At 60.4% G+C, this 20,911-nt stretch carries 17 protein-coding genes and 1 pseudogene; 9 read left to right on the forward strand and 9 right to left on the reverse strand.

The features are described 5' to 3' along the window. The first annotated feature begins 249 nt into the window (after positions 1 to 249). The 3 genes from lpxM (at position 250) to G5195_RS19040 (ending at position 3,441) form a co-directional block, all read left to right on the forward strand. Positions 250 to 1,239, forward strand: coding sequence for a lauroyl-Kdo(2)-lipid IV(A) myristoyltransferase (lpxM, locus tag G5195_RS19030; protein ID WP_041202778.1), 990 nt, complete (start codon positions 250 to 252; stop codon positions 1,237 to 1,239). 150 nt (positions 1,240 to 1,389) lie between these two features. Beyond that, on the forward strand, positions 1,390 to 2,385 hold the full coding sequence (locus tag G5195_RS19035) for a lipid A biosynthesis acyltransferase (protein ID WP_069555789.1): 996 nt from the start codon (positions 1,390 to 1,392) through the stop codon (positions 2,383 to 2,385). 195 nt (positions 2,386 to 2,580) lie between these two features. Continuing rightward, complete coding sequence (locus tag G5195_RS19040; protein WP_421236392.1) at positions 2,581 to 3,441, forward strand: PA4780 family RIO1-like protein kinase; 861 nt, start codon at positions 2,581 to 2,583, stop codon at positions 3,439 to 3,441. Positions 3,442 to 3,493: 52 nt separating this feature from the next. Here G5195_RS19040 and G5195_RS19045 read toward each other — a convergent pair whose 3' ends face one another. The 3 genes from G5195_RS19045 to G5195_RS19055 form a co-directional block, all read right to left on the reverse strand. Continuing rightward, the gene (locus G5195_RS19045; protein WP_421236393.1) at positions 3,494 to 4,051 is read right to left on the reverse strand and encodes a GNAT family N-acetyltransferase; all 558 of its coding nucleotides are present in this window, start codon (positions 4,049 to 4,051) and stop codon (positions 3,494 to 3,496) included. Beyond that, entirely contained in the window at positions 4,027 to 5,265 is a 1,239-nt protein-coding gene (locus tag G5195_RS19050; protein ID WP_219296629.1) for a GGDEF domain-containing protein, read from the reverse strand. Before G5195_RS19050 ends, G5195_RS19045 begins: the two co-directional genes overlap by 25 nt. Before the next feature lie 208 nt (positions 5,266 to 5,473). Beyond that, a complete protein-coding gene (locus G5195_RS19055; protein ID WP_216978868.1) occupies positions 5,474 to 5,965 on the reverse strand; it encodes a prolyl-tRNA synthetase associated domain-containing protein in 492 nt (163 codons plus the stop codon). A gap of 166 nt (positions 5,966 to 6,131) precedes the next feature. Between G5195_RS19055 and G5195_RS19060 the strand changes: the two genes are divergently transcribed. Continuing rightward, positions 6,132 to 8,558, forward strand: a complete 2,427-nt coding sequence (locus tag G5195_RS19060; protein ID WP_421223795.1) for a DNA polymerase II — start codon at positions 6,132 to 6,134, stop codon at positions 8,556 to 8,558. Between the two features lie 74 nt (positions 8,559 to 8,632). Beyond that, positions 8,633 to 8,884 carry a DinI family protein gene (locus tag G5195_RS19065; protein WP_129503940.1) on the forward strand — a complete coding sequence of 84 codons (252 nt, stop codon included), beginning with the start codon at positions 8,633 to 8,635 and terminating at the stop codon, positions 8,882 to 8,884. Positions 8,885 to 9,056: 172 nt separating this feature from the next. Here G5195_RS19065 and G5195_RS19070 read toward each other — a convergent pair whose 3' ends face one another. The 5 genes from G5195_RS19070 to dcuC all read right to left on the reverse strand — a co-directional run bounded on the left by G5195_RS19070 (position 9,057) and on the right by dcuC (position 15,521). Beyond that, entirely contained in the window at positions 9,057 to 9,920 is an 864-nt protein-coding gene (locus G5195_RS19070) for a DUF2927 domain-containing protein (RefSeq protein WP_421223796.1), read from the reverse strand. A gap of 26 nt (positions 9,921 to 9,946) precedes the next feature. Continuing rightward, positions 9,947 to 10,450 (reverse strand): M48 family metallopeptidase, encoded by a 504-nt coding sequence (locus G5195_RS19075; protein ID WP_005333421.1) that lies wholly within the window; start codon positions 10,448 to 10,450, stop codon positions 9,947 to 9,949. Positions 10,451 to 10,594: 144 nt separating this feature from the next. Next, on the reverse strand, positions 10,595 to 12,238 hold the full coding sequence (locus tag G5195_RS19080) for a hypothetical protein (RefSeq protein ID WP_421223797.1): 1,644 nt from the start codon (positions 12,236 to 12,238) through the stop codon (positions 10,595 to 10,597). 193 nt (positions 12,239 to 12,431) lie between these two features. Next, entirely contained in the window at positions 12,432 to 14,078 is a 1,647-nt protein-coding gene (locus G5195_RS19085) for a bifunctional metallophosphatase/5'-nucleotidase (protein ID WP_421223799.1), read from the reverse strand. 90 nt (positions 14,079 to 14,168) lie between these two features. Beyond that, positions 14,169 to 15,521, reverse strand: a complete 1,353-nt coding sequence (gene dcuC / locus G5195_RS19090; protein WP_005336914.1) for an anaerobic C4-dicarboxylate transporter DcuC — start codon at positions 15,519 to 15,521, stop codon at positions 14,169 to 14,171. Positions 15,522 to 15,716: 195 nt separating this feature from the next. Here dcuC and G5195_RS19095 point away from each other — a divergent pair, with 195 nt between their 5' ends. Together G5195_RS19095 and G5195_RS19100 are read left to right on the forward strand one after the other, a co-directional pair. After that, positions 15,717 to 16,181 carry a hypothetical protein gene (locus tag G5195_RS19095; RefSeq protein WP_216953505.1) on the forward strand — a complete coding sequence of 155 codons (465 nt, stop codon included), beginning with the start codon at positions 15,717 to 15,719 and terminating at the stop codon, positions 16,179 to 16,181. A 183-nt stretch (positions 16,182 to 16,364) separates the two neighbouring features. Then, a complete protein-coding gene (locus tag G5195_RS19100) occupies positions 16,365 to 16,961 on the forward strand; it encodes a DUF922 domain-containing protein (RefSeq protein ID WP_216978862.1) in 597 nt (198 codons plus the stop codon). A gap of 109 nt (positions 16,962 to 17,070) precedes the next feature. On the opposite strand, the gene mnmC is transcribed toward G5195_RS19100, so the two are convergent. Continuing rightward, positions 17,071 to 19,089, reverse strand: a complete 2,019-nt coding sequence (mnmC, locus tag G5195_RS19105; RefSeq protein WP_421223801.1) for a bifunctional tRNA (5-methylaminomethyl-2-thiouridine)(34)-methyltransferase MnmD/FAD-dependent 5-carboxymethylaminomethyl-2-thiouridine(34) oxidoreductase MnmC — start codon at positions 19,087 to 19,089, stop codon at positions 17,071 to 17,073. Positions 19,090 to 19,179: 90 nt separating this feature from the next. Here mnmC and fabB point away from each other — a divergent pair, with 90 nt between their 5' ends. Both fabB and G5195_RS19115 read left to right on the forward strand, forming a co-directional pair. Next, positions 19,180 to 20,391 carry a beta-ketoacyl-ACP synthase I gene (gene fabB / locus G5195_RS19110; RefSeq protein ID WP_216978860.1) on the forward strand — a complete coding sequence of 404 codons (1,212 nt, stop codon included), beginning with the start codon at positions 19,180 to 19,182 and terminating at the stop codon, positions 20,389 to 20,391. A gap of 104 nt (positions 20,392 to 20,495) precedes the next feature. Continuing rightward, positions 20,496 to 20,911 (forward strand): annotated as a pseudogene (locus G5195_RS19115) (IS3 family transposase); the annotation flags it as partial.

Here is a 20,911-nt window from a genome sequence, read left to right on the forward strand (position 1 = left end):
ATGATGTGACATCGGGAAATGGATAAGCAGTGCGCTCCGAGAGCGACGGGATAAACGACCAGTCATACGATGGATGGACAAAGAGCCTCCACCCTGGTTGTGTAACGAGCAAAATGCCCCGCAGTGCGGGGTATTTTTTTATGGTTTTTTGATGTGGCGCCCGTGGCGGGCTATTTGCCATGGATTTAACTGGTATTACCTGTCAGGACGACTACAATGCAGCACCACTTTTTCGCTCGACCCCAATACATGTCGTCCCAAGATCCCGTATTTGACTCCTCTTTTGAAGCCCGTTTTCTGCATCCCCGCTACTGGTTCAGCTGGCTGGCGCTCGGCGTGCTGATGTTGCTCGCCTTTGTGCCGGTGCGATTGCGCGACCGTTTGGCCGAAGCCTTGGCTCCGCTGGTGTTTCGTATCTCGAAAAAACAGATTTATATCGCCAGAACCAATCTGGAGATCTGCTTCCCGGACAAGAGCCCGGAAGAGCGGGATGCCATTGCACTGACCTCGATCCGGGTCGGCCTCAAGAGTCTGTTGGGATTTGGCGAGTTCACCATGCGCAGTCAGCGTTATCTGATGAGCCGGATGCAGGTGATCGGTTGGGAGCATATCGAGGCGGAGCGGACGGCCGGCCGTCCGGTGATCCTGGTGGTGCCCCATACCTGGCCGGTGGATGCCGCCGGTTACTGCTTCACCCAGCGCGGGGTGCCCATGTGCACCATGATGAAACGGGCGCGCAATCCGGTGTTTGACTGGCACCTCAACCGTGCGCGAGCCAAGAACGGTTGCCGCGTCTATGAGCGCAGCGCCGGGATCAAGGCGGTGATCAGAACCATCAAGAGCGGTCGCAGCTTCTTCTATCTGCCGGATCAGGATCATGGCCGCGAGAAGAGCATCTTCGCCCCCTTCTTTGGCTATCCCAAAGCGACCCTGCCTGCCTTGCCCCGTCTGGTGCAGGTCAGTGGTGCCAAGGCGGTGCCGCTGCTCGCCTGCTATGACGAAGCGAACCACTGCTACCGACTGGAGATTGAGGCACCGTTCGACAACTATCCCACCGAGGATGTGATGGCCGATACCTGTCGCATGAACGACATGGTGCAACAGCAGCTGATGCGCCATCCGGGCCAGTATATGTGGTTCCTCAAGATCTTCGATACCCGTGAAGATCAGGAGGGGCTGGATGGCCTTTACGAGGCGGGGATCCAGCGGATCCGCAAGGGATTGTCACCCCACGGCTGACCCAGAATTTGGATTGATTGAAATGGCCCCAGGTGGGCCATTTTTTATGATAACTAGTCTGATCAGTGCCTTGCAGGCTGATGGCCAGCCTCCCCAGGGTAGAAAAAAATGTCAGGATAACTACAATAACCGTTTGTTTTTGATGACTTGATGGCCGCCATGTCTGCGTTAGATCCGGTATTTGATACCTCATTTCATAGCCGCCTGCTGCATCCCAAATGGTGGGGCAGCTGGTGTGCGCTGGGCCTGCTCTCCCTGCTGGCATTTACCCCCGCGAGACTGAGGGATCGCTTTGCCGATCTGGTCTCTCCAACCCTGCTGCGTTTTTCGAAAAAGCAGGCCTATATCGCCGATACCAACCTCAAGATCTGCTTTCCCGAGCTGGATGCCGCTGCACGGCAGGCGCTGCTGCTCAAATCGATCCGGGTCGGGCTCAAGACCTTTATGGGCTTTGGCGAGCTCAGCTGGCGTAGCAAGGCGCGGCTGACCCGCCGCATCAAGGTCACCGGCTGGGAGCATGTGCAAGCGGAGCAGGCTGCGGGCCGCCCGGTGATCCTGGTGGTGCCTCACACCTGGGCGGTCGACATGATTGGCCGCTACTTCTCCATGATGGGCATCGAGATGTGCACCATGATGAAGAGCCCGAAAGATCAGGTGTTCGACTGGTACATCAACCGCGAGCGGGCCAAAGGGGGCAAGGTCTATGAGCGCAGCGCCGGGATCAAACCGGCGATCAAGTCGATCCGCGCCGGTGCCAGTTTTTTTTACCTGCCGGATCAGGATCACGGCCGCGAGGCGAGCGTGTTTGTTCCCTTTTTTGGTCGCCCCAAGGCAACCCTGCCCGCGCTGCCCAAGCTGGTGAAGCTGACTGGTGCCAGAGCCGTGCCCATCTTCGCCAGCTATGACGAGGATGAGGGACGCTATCTGCTGGAGATTGAGCCGCCGTTTGACCCTTATCCCACCGCCGATCTGCTGGCAGACGTCAATGCCATGAACCGGGTGGTGGAGATGCAGGTGGCCCGCCATCCCGAGCAGTACATGTGGTTTCTCAAGATCTTCGAAACCCTGGAGCATCAGGAGGGGGATGACGGCCTCTATGAAGCGGGGATCCAGCGTATTCGTCAGGGCTTGCCGCCCGAACCTTGAAAATTGGCCCGCTTGCGGGCCATTTTTGTTGGCACAGGCGCCTTTCGTATTTGGTCTGCTGCTGGTGGTTTTTAAGGCGAACGGGTGGACAAAAACAGCGCAAACAGGGGATAACAGGGTGTCTTATGAAAGGGAGAGGCAGGTGAGCGTGCGCGGAGCTATCTTCGAGAGCGGAAATAGGGTAAAAGGGCGGCCATGAAAATTCCAAATCGAATCCAACCTCTGGTTGATGACGGCCTGGTCGATGAGGTCGTCAGCCGGTTGATGAGCGGCAAAGAGGCCGACGTCTATGTGGTGCGCTGCGGCGACGAGATCCGCTGCGCCAAAGTCTATAAAGAGGCGTCCAAGCGCAGCTTCAAGCAGGCCGTGGTCTATCAGGAGGGGCGCAAGGTGCGTAACAGCCGCAGCGCTCGCGCCATGGAGAAGGGCTCCAAGTACGGCCGCAAACAGCATGAAGAGGTGTGGCAGAACACCGAGGTCGACGCCCTGTTCAAGTTGGCGGCGGCCGGTGTGCGGGTGCCGCAGCCCTATGTCTGCCTCGATGGTGTCCTCTTGATGGAACTTATCACCGATGAGGATGGCAATGTCGCGCCGCGCCTCAACGATGTGGCGCTTACCCCCGAGCAGGCGGTCATCGACCATGCCAAGGTGATCCGTTACGTGGTGCGGATGCTTTGCGCCGGTCTTATCCACGGCGATCTCTCCGAGTTCAACGTGCTGGTGGATGAACAGGGCCCGGTCATCATCGACCTGCCCCAGGTGGTGGATGCCGCCGCCAACAACCAGGCCAAGGCGATGCTGGAGCGGGACGTCAACAACATGCGCAACTACTACGGTATGTATGCCCCCGAGCTGCTCAAGACCCGTTATGCCCTGGAGATGTGGGCGCTGTTTGAAGATGGCAAACTGACCCCCGACAGCGAGTTGACCGGCTTGTTCGAGGAGAGCCGCGAGCAGGTGGATCTCGATTCTGTATTGCACGAGATCGAGAGCGCCCAAGAGGAGGCACTGGCCCGTCAGGCCAGGATGAAGGCCGAAGAGGAAGACAGCTACTGATCTTGTTGGTGGCCGTGGTCAATGGAAAAAGAGCGCCTAGTGGTGCTCTTTTTTATTGTCTGCCGCACAGCCCTGGCCTCTTGGCCGGGGCCAGCCGGTAAAACCGGACCCAGCAGCGATCGCCAGCATGGTAGCGACGATCCAGCCATTGCCCGCCGGCGGCGGCAATGACCTTGAGCGAGGCGGGATTTGCCTCGTCACAGCTGATGAGCACGGGTTCGCTCAGAACATGGCGTTGCAGCCAGCCGAGCAGGGTGCGGGCCACCCCTTCACCCCGGCGGGTGGGATGGTCTCGTAATCGATATAGCCAAGCCACTGGTGGGTGGCTTGGCTTGTCGCCGTGGCGCAGGCGCAAGGTGGCGAGGAGCGCTTCCCCTTCGAGGGCAAAATAGGTGGTGGTCGGTAGGTAGCCCGGCGGCAGATGCAGGCCATTGGCATGGGCGAGCAACTCCTGCAGCCACTGAGTCGAGCCGAATTGCGCCACCTGATAGAGCGGCAACCCGGCGGCGCCACATTCGGCCTCGTAGCGGCGGTAGGCGGGGGCGTCGGTCAGCCGAGCGGCCCGGCACTCGATGAGGGGTTGCATCAGGTCTGGGTGGCCAGAGGCCACAGCGGCCAGGGTTCGCTGTGGTGTGGCTCCTGGATGCAGGCGCGCTGGCGGCCAGCCTGTTTGGCGGCATAGAGTGCCCGATCCGCGCGCGAATAGGCCTGCTCAAAGCTCTCGCCCTGCTGCAGCGAAGTGAGCCCTATGCTGAGGCTGATGGGGCCACCGGCCAGCGACCGAGTGGCGTCTGCGACCCGCTGCTGCAGGGTCTGGCAGCAGGCCGGCAGCGTTTGCGAAGTCTCCATCACCAGCAGCGCCAGCTCGTCGCCGCCAAGGCGCCCGGCTAGCCCCGCCGTCGGCAGGCTCTCCCGGATCACCCGTCCCACCGCCCGCAGCATGGCGTCGCCAGCGGGATGACCGTGGCGGTCATTGATCTGCTTGAAGTTGTCCAGATCGATCAGCAGCAGCTGGCCGGGGCTAGCCATCTCGCGGGCACGCAGGGCCACCTGGTGTTCGAAATAGTGTCTGCTGTCCAGTCCGGTCAGGGCATCCAGGTTGGCGCGCCGCTCCAGCTCGCGCTGGGTGGCGAGCAGCGCCTGCTGCTGACGGGTGTGCACCAGGCTCAGCAAAATGAAGCTGCGGGCAATGGTAAAGAGCAGGCTGAGCAGGATCACCGGGCCGAGCAGGGGATCGGTCAGGCTGGAGGCAGCCGACTCAGGCCACCACTGATGCTTGGCCATCCTGATCAGTTGCAGGGCCAGTTGCAGCGCAAGCAGCAAGATGGCAAAGCGCAGCACCCGGTAGGCGGGGGCCAACCGCTGATAGCGCCAGAGCTGCCACAGCAGCAGGCACATTTGCAGCGAGATGGCCCCGGATAGCACCACGATCCGGCTGTGTATGTCATCCTGCGGTAGCTGTGTGGCGGTGACAGCGAATAGCAGGAAGCCGGCGAGGGCAAGGAGCGGGCAGAGCCAGCCGAAACGGTCGGCCTCGCGCCGGAAGAAGTGGCGCAGCCCCCGCTCATAGAGTAGCGGGGTGGCGATGATCAGCAGATTGGTAAGCAGGATATTGGCAAGGGAGATCTCTCCCGTAAGGGGTCGCAGCAGCAGGCAGCCAAAGGCGGCGGCGATGGCCAGTTCGCTGGCCGACCAGTAGAGCAGGGAGCGCAGCTGTCGCTGGGTATGCCACAGGTAGGCGAAAATGGCCGCGACCCCGATGTGCGACAGGCTGACGAACAGCACCAGACTCAGCAACTGGGCCGAGGAAAACAGACTCTGCATCAAGGGTTTGGGCTCTTCCTGCCGGGAACGGCGCAGCGACCTCAGGGCCGGGTGACTGGGCCGGATCACAGCATGAATTGCGCCGTTGAGCAATGGTTCAAGTGATCCGGGCACGATCGCGGCAACAACCGCCACAAGAGGGCTGCTGACTCGATTAATCAGGGGCGGGGCATGACGCCGGAGCGTTTATGCTTCCCACACTCTTGGGTCAGTCAATAATGACCGGCAGCCGCATGACGTTGGCCTCCCGCCCGAGGTGGGCCAGCAGGCGGCGCACATCGTCGAGGCGGATGATCAGAGTAGCGGTGTTGACCAGCGGATGGCACTGCACCTGTTCGGCCTGCCAGATGGCCTCGTCCACCACCAGCTCTACCGCTTTTTCCCTGTCGCGCACCATGGCGAGCAGGGTCACCGAGCCCGGGGTAAGGCCGAGCACCGCATCGAGCCGCTCGGGGGAGCCAAAGCTCAGCCGCTTGACGCCGAGCATGACCGCCAGCTCCTTGAGATCGACCCGGCGCTCCTCCGGACTCACCACCAGAAACAGCCGCTCGCTTTTCGGATCGCGCAAAAAGAGGTTCTTGGTCTTGGCTGCGGGCAGGTCGGGCAGCAACTTGCTCGCCTCCTCACAGGTAAACACTGGGGGATGGTCAAAGCGCTGGTAGGGGATAGCCAGCTGATCCAGCAGGGAATAGATTGCCACATAGACTCCTTTTGTCGGCGAAGAGTGGTCAGAACGGGATGGGCGGGAATAACGACCGGATCGAGCTTACCAGTTTGACCCCCGCCTCGCAGCCAGCGTGACGATTGCGAGCAGGCACTGTATGAACGTACAATAGTCCCATTCTCGGACAGCCCCTTTACGCTTCATGACTGCAACCCAGCCCACCGTACCCGCCACTCCGCCGCTCGACGGTTTTATCCTGACCCGCCACGGTCGGGACGTGCGCGGCCGCAACGGGCAGGCAGCCACCACCGAAATCGTGATGTGGCTCTGGAGCGCGCAGGGGCCGGTACGGGTGGTGGTGCCGGGGCAGGAGCCGGTGTTCTTCCTGCCGCAGAGCCATATGGCAGAAGCCGCCGAGCTGTTCAAGGGGGCCGGGGTGAGCGGGCGGTTTCGCCGCCTGCCAATGCACACCTTCGACGGTCGCCCTGTGGTGGGCTGCTATTTCGCCACCCTGAGCGCCTTTCACCGCGCCATCGAGCTGCTGCTTATTCGCGGGCTGGAGCACTTTGAGGCGGATATCCGGCTGCCGGAGCGGTTTCTGATGGAGCGTTTCATCACAGCTGGTGTGCGTTTCGATGGCCGGGCGGTGAAGAAGGGAGGCAAGCAGGGCTACTGGGAGGTCAACGAGGCGCGCTGCGCGCCGCAGGCGGTGACGCCAACCCTCTCCTGGGTGTCCCTCGACGTGGAGTGCGCTATGGACGGTGCCCTCTTCTCGGTCGGCCTTTACAGCGAACAGGATGCGCGGGTCATCATGATCGGCACCTCGGAGGCGGATGCTGAGAGCTGGGGCACCCAGGTCCAGTGGGTAGAGGACGAGAGCGCCCTGCTGAGTGCGCTGGAGAGCTGGTTCAGCCAGCATGACCCCGATCTGGTGATTGGCTGGAACGTGGTCAATTTTGACTTTCGCCTGCTGCTACGCCGCGCCGAGCTTAACAAGCGGCGGCTGCGGCTCGGGCGGGGTCGTGAGCTCTGCTTCTGGCGCTCGTCACGGGGTGATCCCCAGACCGGTAACGTCATTATCCCCGGACGCATGGTGCTCGATGGCATCGATACCCTCAAAAGCGCCACCTGGCAGTTTGCCAGCTACAGCCTGGATGCGGTGGCGAGCGAACTGCTTGGCCGTGGCAAGGATATCGAGGACGTGGCCAATCGGGGGGAGAAGATCACCGAGCTGTTCCACTCCGACAAGGAGGCACTGGCCCGCTACAACCTGGAAGATTGCAAACTGGTGTGGGAGATCTTCGATTACTGCCACCTCATCCCCTTTGCCATCGAGCGCGCCTCCCTCACTGGCCTTGAGCTGGACAGGGTGGGGGGCTCGGTGGCGGCTTTTACCAACCTCTATCTGCCACGGCTGCATCGTGGCGGTTACGTGGCCCCCAATTTGCCAGCCGACGGTGGGCTAGCGAGCCCCGGCGGCTATGTGATGGACTCCAAACCCGGTCTCTATCGCCATGTGCTGGTGCTCGATTTCAAGAGCCTCTACCCCAGCATCATCCGCACCTTCTGCATCGATCCCATGGGACTTATCGAGGGGTTGCAACACCCCGACCACGCTATTCCGGGCTTTCGCGGCGCCATGTTCTCCCGCGAGCGGCACTTCTTGCCGGATCTCATCGCTACCTTGTGGGCGGCACGGGACAGAGCCAAGGCCGCCAGCAACAAGGCGCTCTCCCAGGCCATCAAGATCATCATGAACTCCTTCTACGGCGTGCTGGGGTCGGGGGGCTGCCGTTTCTATGATCCGCGCCTAGCCTCGTCCATTACCCTGCGTGGCCACAGCATCATGCAGCAGACCCGCGAGTGGATTGAGGCGAAGGGGTTCGAGGTGATCTATGGCGACACCGACTCCACCTTTGTCCATCTGGGGCGCGAGACCAGCCCCGATGAGGCGGACGAGATCGGCCAGCGACTGGCTCAAATGATCAACGATAACTGGGCTGCACTGATCAGGCGCGAGTTCGATCTGCCAAGTTATCTCGAGATCCAGTACGAGACCCACTATCGCCGCTTTCTGATGCCCACCATCCGCGGGCTGGAGAAGGGCAGCAAGAAGCGCTATGCGGGGCTGGTTGGCAAGGCCAGTGAGGGGAGTGAACAGCTGGTGTTCAAGGGGCTCGAATCGGTGCGCACCGACTGGACCATGCTGGCCAAGCAGTTTCAGACTCGCCTCTATGAGCTGGTGTTTCACGATGAAGATCCCAGCGGCTATGTGCGCACCATGGTGGATGAGACTCGCGCAGGTCGTCACGACGATCTGCTCATCTACCGCAAACGGCTGCGCCAGAAGCTCGAGGAGTATCAGAAGAATGTGCCGCCCCATGTGCGGGCAGCTCGGCTGGCCGATGAGGAGAACCTGCGCCGCGGTCTGCCCCAGCGCTATCAGCATCGGGGCTCCATCGCCTATCTGATGACCCTCAATGGCCCAGAACCGCTGGAGTACCGGCGCAGCGCCATCGATTACGAACACTATATCGACAAGCAGTTGCGGCCCATTGCCGATGCCATCCTGCCCTTTATCGGCGAGTCGTTCGACCGGATCTGTGGTCAGCAGCTGGATCTTTTCTGATTGGTGCAAGTTGGCACTTTACTTCCCATGAATACTGGATAAAAATACAGTTATAAATCATGGAGAAGTTTCCTATGCGTCTTGAAATCATCATCGACAGAAAACATCAGATCCCGACCTCGACCATGGAGGCGCTGCGTCAGGAGCTGCTCAAGCAGCTTGGCGAAAAATTTCCCGACATCCATGTGCGGGTCGCGCCGGGCAGTACCATGGCCCTGACCGTCAGCCGTGCCAGCAAGGAAGACAAAGAGCTGGCCGAAGCTATGGTGCAGGAGGTGTGGGAGAACGCCGACAGCTGGATGCCGGAAGAGAACGTCGCATCCTGATCCCCATGGTCAGTGGATAATTCTGGGCGGTGGATAAATGGGCTGCGGATAAACGGGCATGCCTGCTAATGCACTGCTGATACCCATACAACAAAAAACGCAGCCAGGTGGCTGCGTTTTTTGTTGGTGGTGAGTCGCAGTGGCTTGTCTGGCTCTGGGTTGAGCCATGCCGTTACAGTCCCGCCCAGCTTTTCAGGCTCTGCTGCTGCACCCGGCGGTTGGCTTCGCGGATCTCCCCTTTGGCGCGCAGGTCGGCCAGCGCAATGGGCAGTGCGGCGCGGATCTCGGCACTGCTCATTCCGGCTTTGAGGGCCGGGTGATAGGCCATCTTGAGCAGCACATAGTCCAGCCCGGTCAAAAAGCTGTCGATGCTGTTGTCATTGAAGATGGAGGGAAACACCTTGTCCGAGTCGTTGGGCAGACCCATCACCTGGGTGAACTCCTCCACCACGCAGTCGAGAAAACGCCCCTTGGCTCTGCTGTAGTCTACCGGAATGATGATGGTGGCACGGCTGATCTCGTGTTTCGCATTGGTTGCGAAGTTGGCAAGGCAGAGCCCCTCCTTGAGCGCCATCTTGACCGATGGATCCCCCCCCATGGTGCGGTTGGCCCAGCTCTTCATCTTGCTGTAGTCGGTCATGATCAGGGTGAGGTTGGGCTTTGCGGTCACCATGCTGATGGGGTGGCCGGTGATGCGGGCCAGATGGGCCGCCTGTACCTTCACTACGTCGGCCTGCAGCGGCTTGTCACCCGATTCGTTGATAAGTTGCAGCCGGATCGGCTGCTGCCAGCGGGCAAAACGGGTCTGCCTGGCTTCGCCATACTCCCGCTCCATGGCGATGGCCATAAAGCTCTCGACCAGATAGCTGTCGCTCTGCCAGCGCTCATCGGCCAGGGCGCTGTGGCCCGCGAGCAGAAGCAGCAGCGCCAGCAGCCCGCGTGACGCGCGGCGGGGATAGGCAGCGCAGCCCAAGTTGGCCATTACCAAAGTGGCAATAAAGCGGGTGGCACCAAAGGGGATGGCGGCAAATGACATGTTTCCTCCCTGAAACGGTTGTCAGCCTAGCGGTTGGCCTTGTCGATATCACGCCAGGTGAGCCAGAGTCTGAGATCAAACTCCAGTTGATGATAGTCGGGCTCCATGTGCTGGCAGAGCTGGTAGAAGCTCTTGTTGTGATCCTTCTCTTTGATATGGGCCAGCTCGTGCACCACGATCATTTTCAGGAACGGGGGCGGCGCCTCCTTGAACAGGGCGGCGATGCGGATCTCGTTCTTGGCCTTGAGCTTGCTGCCCTGTACCCGGCTGACGTAGGTGTGCAGGCCGAGGGCATCCTTGATCACGTTGATCTTGCCATCGAACACCACCTTTGACAGGGGCGCCGAGCTCTTGAGGTAGCGGTTCTTCAGCTCCATGGTGTAGGCAAGCAGCGCCTTGTCGCTCTGGATCTGGTGGCTTTCCGGATAGCGTTTGGCCAGCATCTCCCCCAGCTTGCCCGCCGCAATCAGCTGCTGTACCTGTGCCTTGAGGGGGTCTGGATAGCCGCCCAGATAAGTCAGTTCCGCCATGGTGTCACTCGTTACATCAAAAAGAGCGTCATTGTAGTTATCTCGGGCGGGCTTGCCTACTGCGGGCCGCCGCTGCAAGGCGATCTGGCGCAATAAAAAGGGCGGCCATTGCAACAATGGCCGCCCTGCGGGGCGTATTGACGATCAGCGTCGGCGATAGAGACCCGGATCCACCTCTTCGTAGTGGCTGGTCAGGTATTGATAAAAGGCGAGATGGGAAGGGGAGCTCGGCTTTTTCAGCTCCTCGCTCACCCGATCCGGCTTGGCGATGATGAACTTCGGATTCTGGCGCTGGATATCGGCCAGCACCCGCTCGCGCACGTCATAGGGCGGATTGACGTTGGCAAAGAAGAGATAGGCGGACGCTGGCTGGCGATCGGTCCAGAGATAATATTGCGGCTGGATGCCATCGACCCAGATCTTGTCGCTCGGGACTGTCTCGGCCTTGATGCGATCGACCCGTACCTGCGCCGCCGGATTGAAGGGGCGACCCTTGAGGGTCCCTTCCCAGGCGTTGTTGATCATCAGCAGCAGCATGGCCAGCGTCGCCAGCCAGGGGGTGGCACTGCGCACATCCCAGGCTCGCCAGAGGGGGATGAGGATCAGCACCGGCAGCGCCCACAGCAGGCTGGTGCCGAGCACCTCGTTGACCCGCTCGAGGGACCACTCCTTGGTGCTCCAGCCAAAACCGAGCTGCTGGGCCAGCAGCCAGCTGGCGGTGAGCACCACCAGCGAGATGCAGAGCAGCCCGATGGCATCTGCCTGCTGTTCGCTGCGATCCAGCAATACCGCCAGCGGCAGCACTGCCAGTTGCAGATAGAGCACGTCGTAGTGATCGAACACATGGCCGGAGACCGAGTTGGCGATCAGGGTAAACAGCACCCCAAACAGGGTTGCCAGCAGGGCGGGCAGATACCACTCCTGACGGCGGCTCAGCATCAGAATGATGAAGGCGGGCAGCAGCATCACAAGGCCGGTGCGCAGCAGGCCGACGGCGCCCACCATGGGGGAGAAGCCATTGCCGTAGCTCCCTTCGAAGAAAATGTCGAAGGCGTAGTATTTGAAGGCCGCCAGCAGATCATGCTGCTGGAAGTAGGCGTAAAGCGGGCCGCCAATCAGCGCCAGCCCCAGCAGGCTGGAGATGAGCAGCAAGATGGCATCACGCCACTTCTCATGCAGACACCAGTGGCAGAACAGCACCAGATACCAGGCTCCCCAGAAGGCGCCGTTGTTGGTGCGCATCCAGGCGACGATGGCGAAGGTGAGGGCCGCCACCAGCGCCGGCCACCAGCGAAATCCCTTGTCCAGCAGCAGGGTGATGAAGGCCCACTGTGCGATGAGGGCGAGGTGGAAGGTCCAGTCCTCAGTCATGTTGCCGTAGTAGTAACGGGTGCCGTAGAGAGCCAGCACCGCCAGCATGGCGCCAAGGCGCGCCTTGAACGAGAGTCCGAGCTGGGCAAAGGCCTGCCAGCTGGCCAGCAATCCGAGCCAGCAGAGCACCCACTCCAGTGTCCAGATCCCGACAAATCCCCCCATTCGATAGCCCAGTGCGTCGAGAGCGAAGATCATCGGCCCCTTGATGTCGATCATGTCGCGATAGAGCACCCCCCCTTCGCTCCACATCTTGCCCATCACCGCGAACAGCGAGGCATCAAACCCCGGCGCCATGGCGTGGAAGAGCGGGTTGCGCAGACAGAAGAGCAGCGCCAGCAAGGCGGTCAGCAGCACAATGGCTGGCTTGATACCCGGGTTGACGCGAGGGGGAGTGAAACGGATGGAGTGATTCATGAAGTCGCCTGTTCCTGCAGCTGGTCTTGAAAGCGGGCCTATCTTGCCGAGCTAGTGAGTGCGATGCAATGGGGCAGGCCCGTGTGGGGCAAATATTCTCGAAAAAGCCCGGTTCTTGCAGGGAACCGGGCGCTGGCTGCGGCAATATTGGCCGTCAGGGGGATGTGGCGAAGCCAGCCATTCCCCCTCTGCATCAATGGATGTACTCAAGCAGGGGGGGCTGCGCTTCCAGTGTCGGCAGGTGACGGGCCCAGCGGATAAAAGCGTCGGCCAGGGTGATGCCGAGCTCCTGATTGTGCTGGGTCAGGGTGCGCGCCAGTGCGGTGTAACCCTCCTTGCCGGAGGCGGTATAGGCGCTCGACACCCCGCGATAGACCTGTGCGGCATTGACCGCTTGCCACTGGCCGGGGGCGGCTTCCCACTCCAGTCGGGTGATGCGCTGGCCCTTGGGCCGATCGGCCTGATAGGTGAATCGCACCCCTGCGGTGTAGGGGAAGCTGCCGTTGCCATTGCCGACCACGCCGTTGTTGGTGGCGTTGTCGATGGCATTCTCCAGCGCCTCCGCCAACTCGTGACCGTGCACCCGATAGAGGGTGAGGGGAATGGCAAACGGCAGCAGGCGACCGGCGATATCCGCTTCGCTCAGGGGGCCCGGCTCCAGCGAGCAGCGCACGCCGCCAGCATTGTGCAGGGCAAAGTCCACCTCGCCTACCTGTTCACGGGCAGCGGTCAGCATGGCGCGGGCCACCAGCGGGGCGAGCTGGCTGCCGTGCGGCAGGGTGGCATCCGGCAGCCGCTGATGGGGCAGTGGCGCCGCCAGTCGGGTGACGATGCGCTGGCTCATGGTTTCAATCTCAGGCCGATAGCGTTTGGCCAGATGTTTTTCAAGCTGTGCATCCGGCTCGCAGAAGGTGAGCCCGGCGGGTGGGGTGGAGGCAAATGGCCAGGGCTGCCAGGGGAGCCACTCCAGCTGCCCCTGACTCTGCACGACGCGGCCCGCCTCATCGAAGGTGAGCTCGCAGACACCGAGGCAGAGGGCGCTGTGGCCAGCGTGCAAAATAGCCACCCCGTTGTTCATCAGCGGATAACTGCCTTCGCTTGGCAGACCCAGCGGCGCGAGATCGCCGAGCAGGCTATGGGTATGGCCGCCGATGATGAGGCTGAGCTCGGGGAAGCGCTCGGCCAGCAGCTTGTCCTGATCCAGCCCGAGGTGGCTCAGCAGCACGATATGCTGGATCCCTTCGCGCTTGATCTCCTGCAACACCCTGGTGAGGGTGTCGGCGACCGCGTGGAAACGGGTGTGGGGATCCGGGTTGGCGATGGCAGCCATCTGGGCGAGGGTGATGCCGAGCAGCGCAAAGGGAACCCCGTCGATCATCTGACGATGCCAGGGCTGATGGGCGTCGTAGAGATGGGGAATATCCCACAGCCCAAACGGCGTGTCGGCAGGCTCCTGACTGTTATCCAGATTGGCGGCCAGCACCGGAAAATCGAGCTGGCGCAAGAACTCCACCAGCGGGCCGTTGCCCAGATCGAACTCATGGTTGCCAAGTACCATGGCATCGGGGGCCAGCATGGCGAGCAGGTCGGCGTTGGCGCGCCCTTTGAAGCGGTTGAAATAGAGCGAGCCCTGAAAGGAGTCGCCACCGTGCAGAAACAGAAAACGCTGGCCGGCAGCTGCGGCTTTTGCACGCAGTTGGGTCAGTCGGGTCAGGATCCGGGCATAACCGCCGCACTGGGTGCGCCACTGGCCTTCACCGATAGGGGAGAAGCTCATGGGCGCGCCATCGAAGTGGGAGTGGCAATCACTGAAATGGGCAAGTTGAACCGTAATACTCATCTCGGTCCTCCTTAGGGGAAAATGAGCACCGAGTCTACTGCAAAGGAGGGGGAGGATACCAGCCCGGCAGGGTGCCGGGCTGGTCAGCGATCAGGCGGGTACCATGATCTGGGTGGCGACGATCACCACCAGCAGGCCGACGGCGACCGGCATACTGGTGCGCTTGACCACCTCGAACGGCGAGAGCTTGCCCATCCCCGCACAGGCGACCACCACCCCGGAGACCGGAGAAATGGTGCGACCCAGGTTGGAGGCTTGCAGCATCGGGATCACCAGATAGGCCGGGTTGATGCCAAGGCTGCTGGCCAGGTTGGGGATCAACTCCACGAAGGCGTAGAAGGGGGCATTACCCGAACCGGTGGTGAAGGCGGCCAGGGTGGTGATCACCACCAGTGACAGCATCATGATCAGGCCGCCGGAACCGAGATCCTGCGCGTGAGCAAGCAGGGTGTCGATAAAGCCGATGGTCATCAGACCCTGGGCGAAGACGCCAGCACCGACCAGCAGCATGACCACACCGGCAAAGGCATCAGCCATGTTGCGCCAGCAGACCTGCAGACCGTCCAGCAGCTCCTTGCCATTTCGGATCCGCACGAGCTCCAGCAGGCTGGCCAGCACCATGCACATGACGATGATGGTGACGATATCCAGCTGCGGACCCCATTTGCCGTCAAATACCAGCACCCCGATGATGGGGGTAAAGGGCAGGATGGCGTAGAAGGCAGGCGCAGTCGTCACCAGGTCACCCGGGGCGACCGGCTCGTTGTGCTCACCGGATTTTTGATCAAGGTAGCGCTGCCAGAAGAAGTGGGTCACCGCCATACAGGCGATCGCCACCAGCGAGATGGGCAGGGTCAGCTTGAAGGCAAAGTCCAGCAGCGGCATGTTGGCGGCCTGGGCGGCCATCACCACGTCCCCTGAGGTCGGTGCCAGAATAATGGCGGCTGGCGAGGCGCACACGGCTGCAGCCGCGCCACGGGAGATCCCCATGTTGACCATCAGCGGAAACAGGGTTGCCATCAACAGCACGCCGAGGCCGGTAGCGGAGCTGACCGCCAGCGACATGGCGCAGGCCACCAGATAGGCAGCCACCAGCAGAATATAGGGGGACTTGATGATGCCAAGCGGTTTGCTGGCCAGCTTGACCAGAATGGTGTTGGCGCCGATATGGCTCATGTAGCCGGCGAAGCCGCACAGCACCATGATCAGCATCCCCAGTCCACCGCCACGGTCATTGAGCAGGAAGCGGACGTATTCGAAGATATCGGTTGCGATATAGCCGGTGCTGACCACTTTGCTCGGCAGTACCGGCTTGCCCATCATGGCGGTGATGACCAGCAGCAGCAAGCCGCCGCTCAGCAGCACCCCGGTCGCGGAGTATCCTTTGAAAATGGCACGGCCCACCACCAGGGTGACCAGGGTGCCAACAATGAGTTCCAGCATATGTTGCCTTCTGATTGGATGAGAGTGGAAGGAGTCTATTCCGATAGGGGTAGAGTGGCGACTGGAAACAGGATGTTGTGTGAGCTAAATCAACGTTTAACCCCATGAACAGAATTAAAGAAAGGTAAAGGTACTTTACCCAGCGGGTTTGGCTACCTACCCTTGCCAGCCTTGGTTGTCTTTTGAGGCTTTTATATGGTGATTGGTGATTTTTCAGGCATTAAACGCTCTCTTTTCCTGCTCGCGATGCTATTTTCACCTACTTGCGTGTTTGCGGTAACCAATGACGGTTTTCATCAAACCGGTCCTCATCAGGCGGTCGCCATGCGGCGTCTCATGGCTCCCCACTCTTACGGCGTACTGGTGGTTGCCGAGGGGAACAGACCCCGTTTTGCCGCGCTGGCATCCAAAACCACCGAAGCAAACTGCCTGGCCCGTCATGCCATCCGGGTAGATGGGGTCGCGTTGCTGGTCACCCCGAGATTTTATGCCAAAGAGGGAAAACGGGGACTTTGCGAGCTGTGGCTCAATGAGGGGGCAGATCAGGACTTTTTTGCCAACCGTCTTAAAAATGATCATTTCATTCAGATAGATGGTCATGACATCAATGTGAAAAACTATCACCTCGACTGGCAGCGCATCAGTCGTCCTGCTCAATAAAAATACAGTTTCATCCTTGTGCCATACTTTGCTCACGCAACCTGTGAGCTTGCTCTGATTTCTGGGCTCATCATTGTATTGCGCCGCCTCTTGGTCACACATAGGCTATACCCGTCATCTGTGTGGCGGTGGGTTTCACCAAGGTTGGTACTCCGCCCGTGCAATCAAGGAAGGTAGTCTGGCATGGTCAGCAAGGTTTATGGAGTAGTGGGGAGCGTGCTATTGCTGTTGCCCCTGATGAGTCAGGCTCAGCCGAGCCGGCCGCAAGTGGTGCCAGAGTCCCGCATCAATGTCCGTTTTTATGAGGTAAGTGCTGCCCAGCCAGATCAACTGGCACGCGCCATTGCTCAGAGTGCCCCCAAGGTGAATGGCAAGCCTGTGCTCGGCAAGGCGAGTTATCAGGTGGACTGGCAGCTGGAAACCGACCAGTTGCCGGGGCGCTGCCAGCTCAAACGGGTAACGGTAACGACTCATGCCACTGTATTGTTGCCCCGCTGGCGTCAGAGTTCGGAGGGGAGTGACCCTGCTCGCCAGCGCTGGGGTCGGCTGCTCTCCAGCATGTTTGACTATGAATCCCGTTTCAAAGAGATGGTGCTGCAAGGCGGAAATCAGGTGGGTGGCGCTATTGCTGGGCTACCCGGACATGCAGATTGCCAGGCGTTGCGGTATGCCGCGTGGGCTGCTGGCAGTGGCGAATTGAACAAGGTTAAGGCACGGGTAGACGATTTCCAGCGTCAGACGGGTTACGGCGAACAGCTCGGGGTGCACTGGCCCAAGTGAACTCTGTCTGGAGGTGCGAAGCCCTGCCAAACCCGGTCAATATGGCACGATTCAACATCTGAAATGGCCGCCCCACCGGGCGGCCATTTCATTGCAGACAGCGCCATGTTTAGACCAGCGCCTTGCCTTTGAGCAGTTTGCGCACCCAGTAACGGGCAGGGTGGAGCGCTTCCAGTAGATCGGCGGCCAGTGGCAGGGGCTCACCGCAGATCTCGCTGGCGAGCAGCTCGCCACAGAGCGGCGCAGAGCAGAGACCCCGCGAACCGAGCGCCCCCAGCACATAGAGGCCGGGGTGAAGGGGGAGCGGCTGGGCGTTGTGCTGTTCATGCTGCAGCTGCACATAATGATCCGCCAGACCTTGCAATCTGGCCACTGGCCCCACCACCGGCAGGTGATCCCGGCTGGCACAACGCACCCCCACGCGCGCCTCGTTGCCGCTCACATCCACCTCGGCGGGCCAGGTTTGCTCCGGCAGGCAGGCTTGCAACCGCACCTGATTCTGGATTTGCTCCTCGGCACGAAACTCAAGGCTGCTCTGGTTACGGCCATAGCTGGCACCAATACAGTGTTGATCGTTGTGCATTGGCGTGAGGTAGCCATCGTAGCAGAGCACGGTATTAAGCCGGCTCAGGCTGGTTGAGGTCGGCACATGGCTTACCTGACCGCGTACCGGATAGAGCGGCAGCTCGGCAAAGGGGAGCAGTGATGGCAACTGGTGACCGGCGGCGACCACCAGATTGGGGGCCTGCCAGTGGCGGCCATCCTGGCTTTTTATTTGCCAGCCATCGGCCAGTTCAGTAATAGCGACCACCTCGGTATTGAACGCCACCTCAAGCAGCCCGCTGGCTTGCGCTTCTTTGATAGCTGCGTGGGTGAGATCGGCCGGACAGAGCCAGCCTCCCAGCGGGTAACTGACGCCGCTGTGGCCACAGGGCAGGCCAACCACCTGCTCTACCTCTGCTGTAGAGAGGGGATACATCAGCTCGGGGGGGAAGGGGCCCTGGCTCATTTTCGCCAGCTTGGCTGCCGATTTGTCGTCATAACCGAGCTGGGTTACCCCGCACAGTGCAAAAGCGATGGGATGTTGCGCGGCCAACGCCAGTAGCCGTTGGCGGGCATAGCCAAAAGCGAGCGAATAGAAGCGTGACAGGGCATCGTGCTCGCCGTTGAGCAGCGGATAGAGCGCGCCCTGGCGGTTGCCGGAGGCGCCGGTGGCCGGTTCGCCATCTGCACACAACAACGTCACCTTGCGGCCCCGCTCCACCAGAGAGAGCGCCGTCATGGCCGAGGCAATGCCGCCGCCGATGATCACTACCTCGCCAGCGCGTCCGGCAGGACGGGCATACCAAGGGGCTATGGTCTGCTGCGGCTGCTTGTCGGTGCGATCCCCCACCAGCATCTCCCGCTTGCTACCGTGGCCCTTCACCTTCTTCATGGCAAAACCGGCGGCAATCAGGCCGCGACGGACAAAACCGGCACAGGTAAAGGTGGCGATGGAGCAATCGGGACGGGCGAGGCGAGCGAGACTATCAAACAGCTCCTGTGTCCACATCTCCGGGTTCTTGGCTGGGGAGAAACCATCCAGATACCAGGCATCCACCAGCCCCTCTGCCCGGTGAGGCACTTGCGGCAGCATATCCTTGATGTCGCCAAACCAGAGATCGAGGCGAATGCGGCCACCCGTAAAATGCAGGCGGTGGCAACCGGAAACCGGCAGTGGCCACTGGGCGACAAGATCCTGGCTCAAGTGGCCAAGTTCAGGCCAGGCGGCCAGCGCCTTGCGCAGATCGTCTTGGGTCAGGGGGTATTTCTCGAAACTGATGAAGTGCAGACGGGAGCCGTTACCGGATTGGGGCGCCTGTTCCAGGAAGGCTTGCATTGTCGCCAGAAAGTTAAGACCTGTGCCGAAACCTGTTTCACCTATCACGAAACTGTCACTATCGTGGTGCGAAAATCGCGCAGGTAGCCGGTTTTGCTGCAAAAAGACGTAGCGGGTTTCACTTAGACCGTTATCATTGGAAAAGTACACATCCCCGAAGTCACTGGAGACAGGAGTTCCCGCTTCATTCCAGTCCAATCGGGCATGATGTAAGGATGTTTGACTCACGTTTTCCTCGGCTCGCGTCACAAAATCGCGGGCATTCTACGTGAAAGCAGACCAGTTTGGCAGCCGAAAGCGGGTAGACTTGGCGCCAGTTTTTCCAGACGAGATGAATTAATGAGAAGAGCAGTGATCACCGGTATCGGCGTCATCTCCAGTATCGGCAACAACAAGGAAGAAGTGCTGGCCTCCCTGAAAGCAGGTAAATCCGGCATCACCTATTCCGAGCAGTTCGAGCAGCACAATCTGCGCAGCCGTGTCTGGGGTAACATCAAACTCGATCCGTCTGAACTGATCGACCGTAAAGTCATGCGTTTCATGGGCGACGCTGCGGCCTACGCCTATCTCTCCATGCAGCAGGCCATTGAAGATGCCGGTCTGGCGGAAGATCAGGTCTCCAACGAGCGTACCGGCCTGGTGGTCGGTTCAGGTGGTGCCTCCGGCAAGAACACTTCGGAATCTGTGGACATCGCCCGCGAGAAAGGGGTCAAGCGTGTGGGCCCTTACATGGTGCCGCGCACTATGTCCTCCACAACCTCTGCTTGCCTGGCGACCCCGTTCCAGATCAAGGGTGTCAATTACTCCATCAGTTCAGCTTGCGCCACCTCTGCTCACTGCATCGGTCACGCGCTTGAGCTGATCCAGCTTGGCAAACAGGATGTGGTCTTCGCCGGTGGCGGTGAAGAGCTGGACTGGTCCTCTACCATCCAGTTTGACGCCATGGGGGCCCTCTCCACCAAGTACAACGACATGCCGGAAAAAGCCTCCCGTACCTATGATGCGAATCGCGATGGTTTCGTTATCTCCGGTGGCGGCGGCATCCTAGTGATCGAAGAGCTGGAACATGCGCTGGCCCGTGGTGCTCACATCTATGCCGAGCTGACCGGTTACGGTGCTACCTCCGATGGCTATGACATGGTCGCGCCGAGCGGCGAAGGCGCGGTGCGTTGCATGAAGATGGCAATGCAGGGGGTTGGCAAGGTTGATTACATCAACACCCACGGTACCTCCACCCCGGTTGGCGATACCAAGGAGCTGGAAGCCATCCAGACTCTGTTTGGTGCCAACGGTCCCAAGATCTCTGCCACCAAGGCGATGACCGGCCATGCGCTCGGCGCTGCCGGCGTGCACGAGGCTGTCTACTCACTGCTGATGATGGAGCACGGCTTTATCGCTCCCAGCATCAACATCGAGACTCTGGACGAGAAGGCCGAAGGTCTGCCCATCGTGCGCGAGTACGAAGAGGCCGAGCTCAACACCGTCATGTCCAACAGCTTCGGCTTTGGCGGTACCAACGCCTCCCTGGTGTTCAGCAAGTTCAAAGCATGATTATCCGGTTGATATGAAAAAAGCGCCTCAGGGCGCTTTTTTTGTTTCCGTTGTCCCGTCCTGAATATGGTTTACACATTTCCCCCCAATAAATGGAGAACCCGATGGGACAAGGTGTGAAACGGACACAGCGCGATTACTCGCTGACTTTTAAACTGGCACTGGTCGAGCAGATTGAAAAAGGCGAGCTCACCTACAAACAGGCTCAGGTGCGTTATGGCATTCAGGGCCGCTCCACCGTTCTGGTATGGTTGCGTAAACATGGTCGGCAAGATTGGAGCCAGGGGGCTTCTGTGCGCGCCGGCAGGAGCATCACCATGCCTGACCCCGACAACCAGACGCCCGAACAGCGTATCAAGGAGCTCGAGCAGCAGCTGGTGCTGATGAGCCAGAAGGCCCAGTTTTTTGAGGCCGTCGTCGATGTGCTGAAGAATGACTACGGTGTCTCCATCGTAAAAAAGCGACCCGGCAAGTCCTCTCGCAACGGCAGGTCGAGAGACTGACCATCGTCAGGGCTTGC

It is taken from the genome of Aeromonas sp. 601039, assembly GCF_049174415.1.
GTDB classification, from domain to species: Bacteria; Pseudomonadota; Gammaproteobacteria; order Enterobacterales; family Aeromonadaceae; genus Aeromonas; species Aeromonas veronii_A.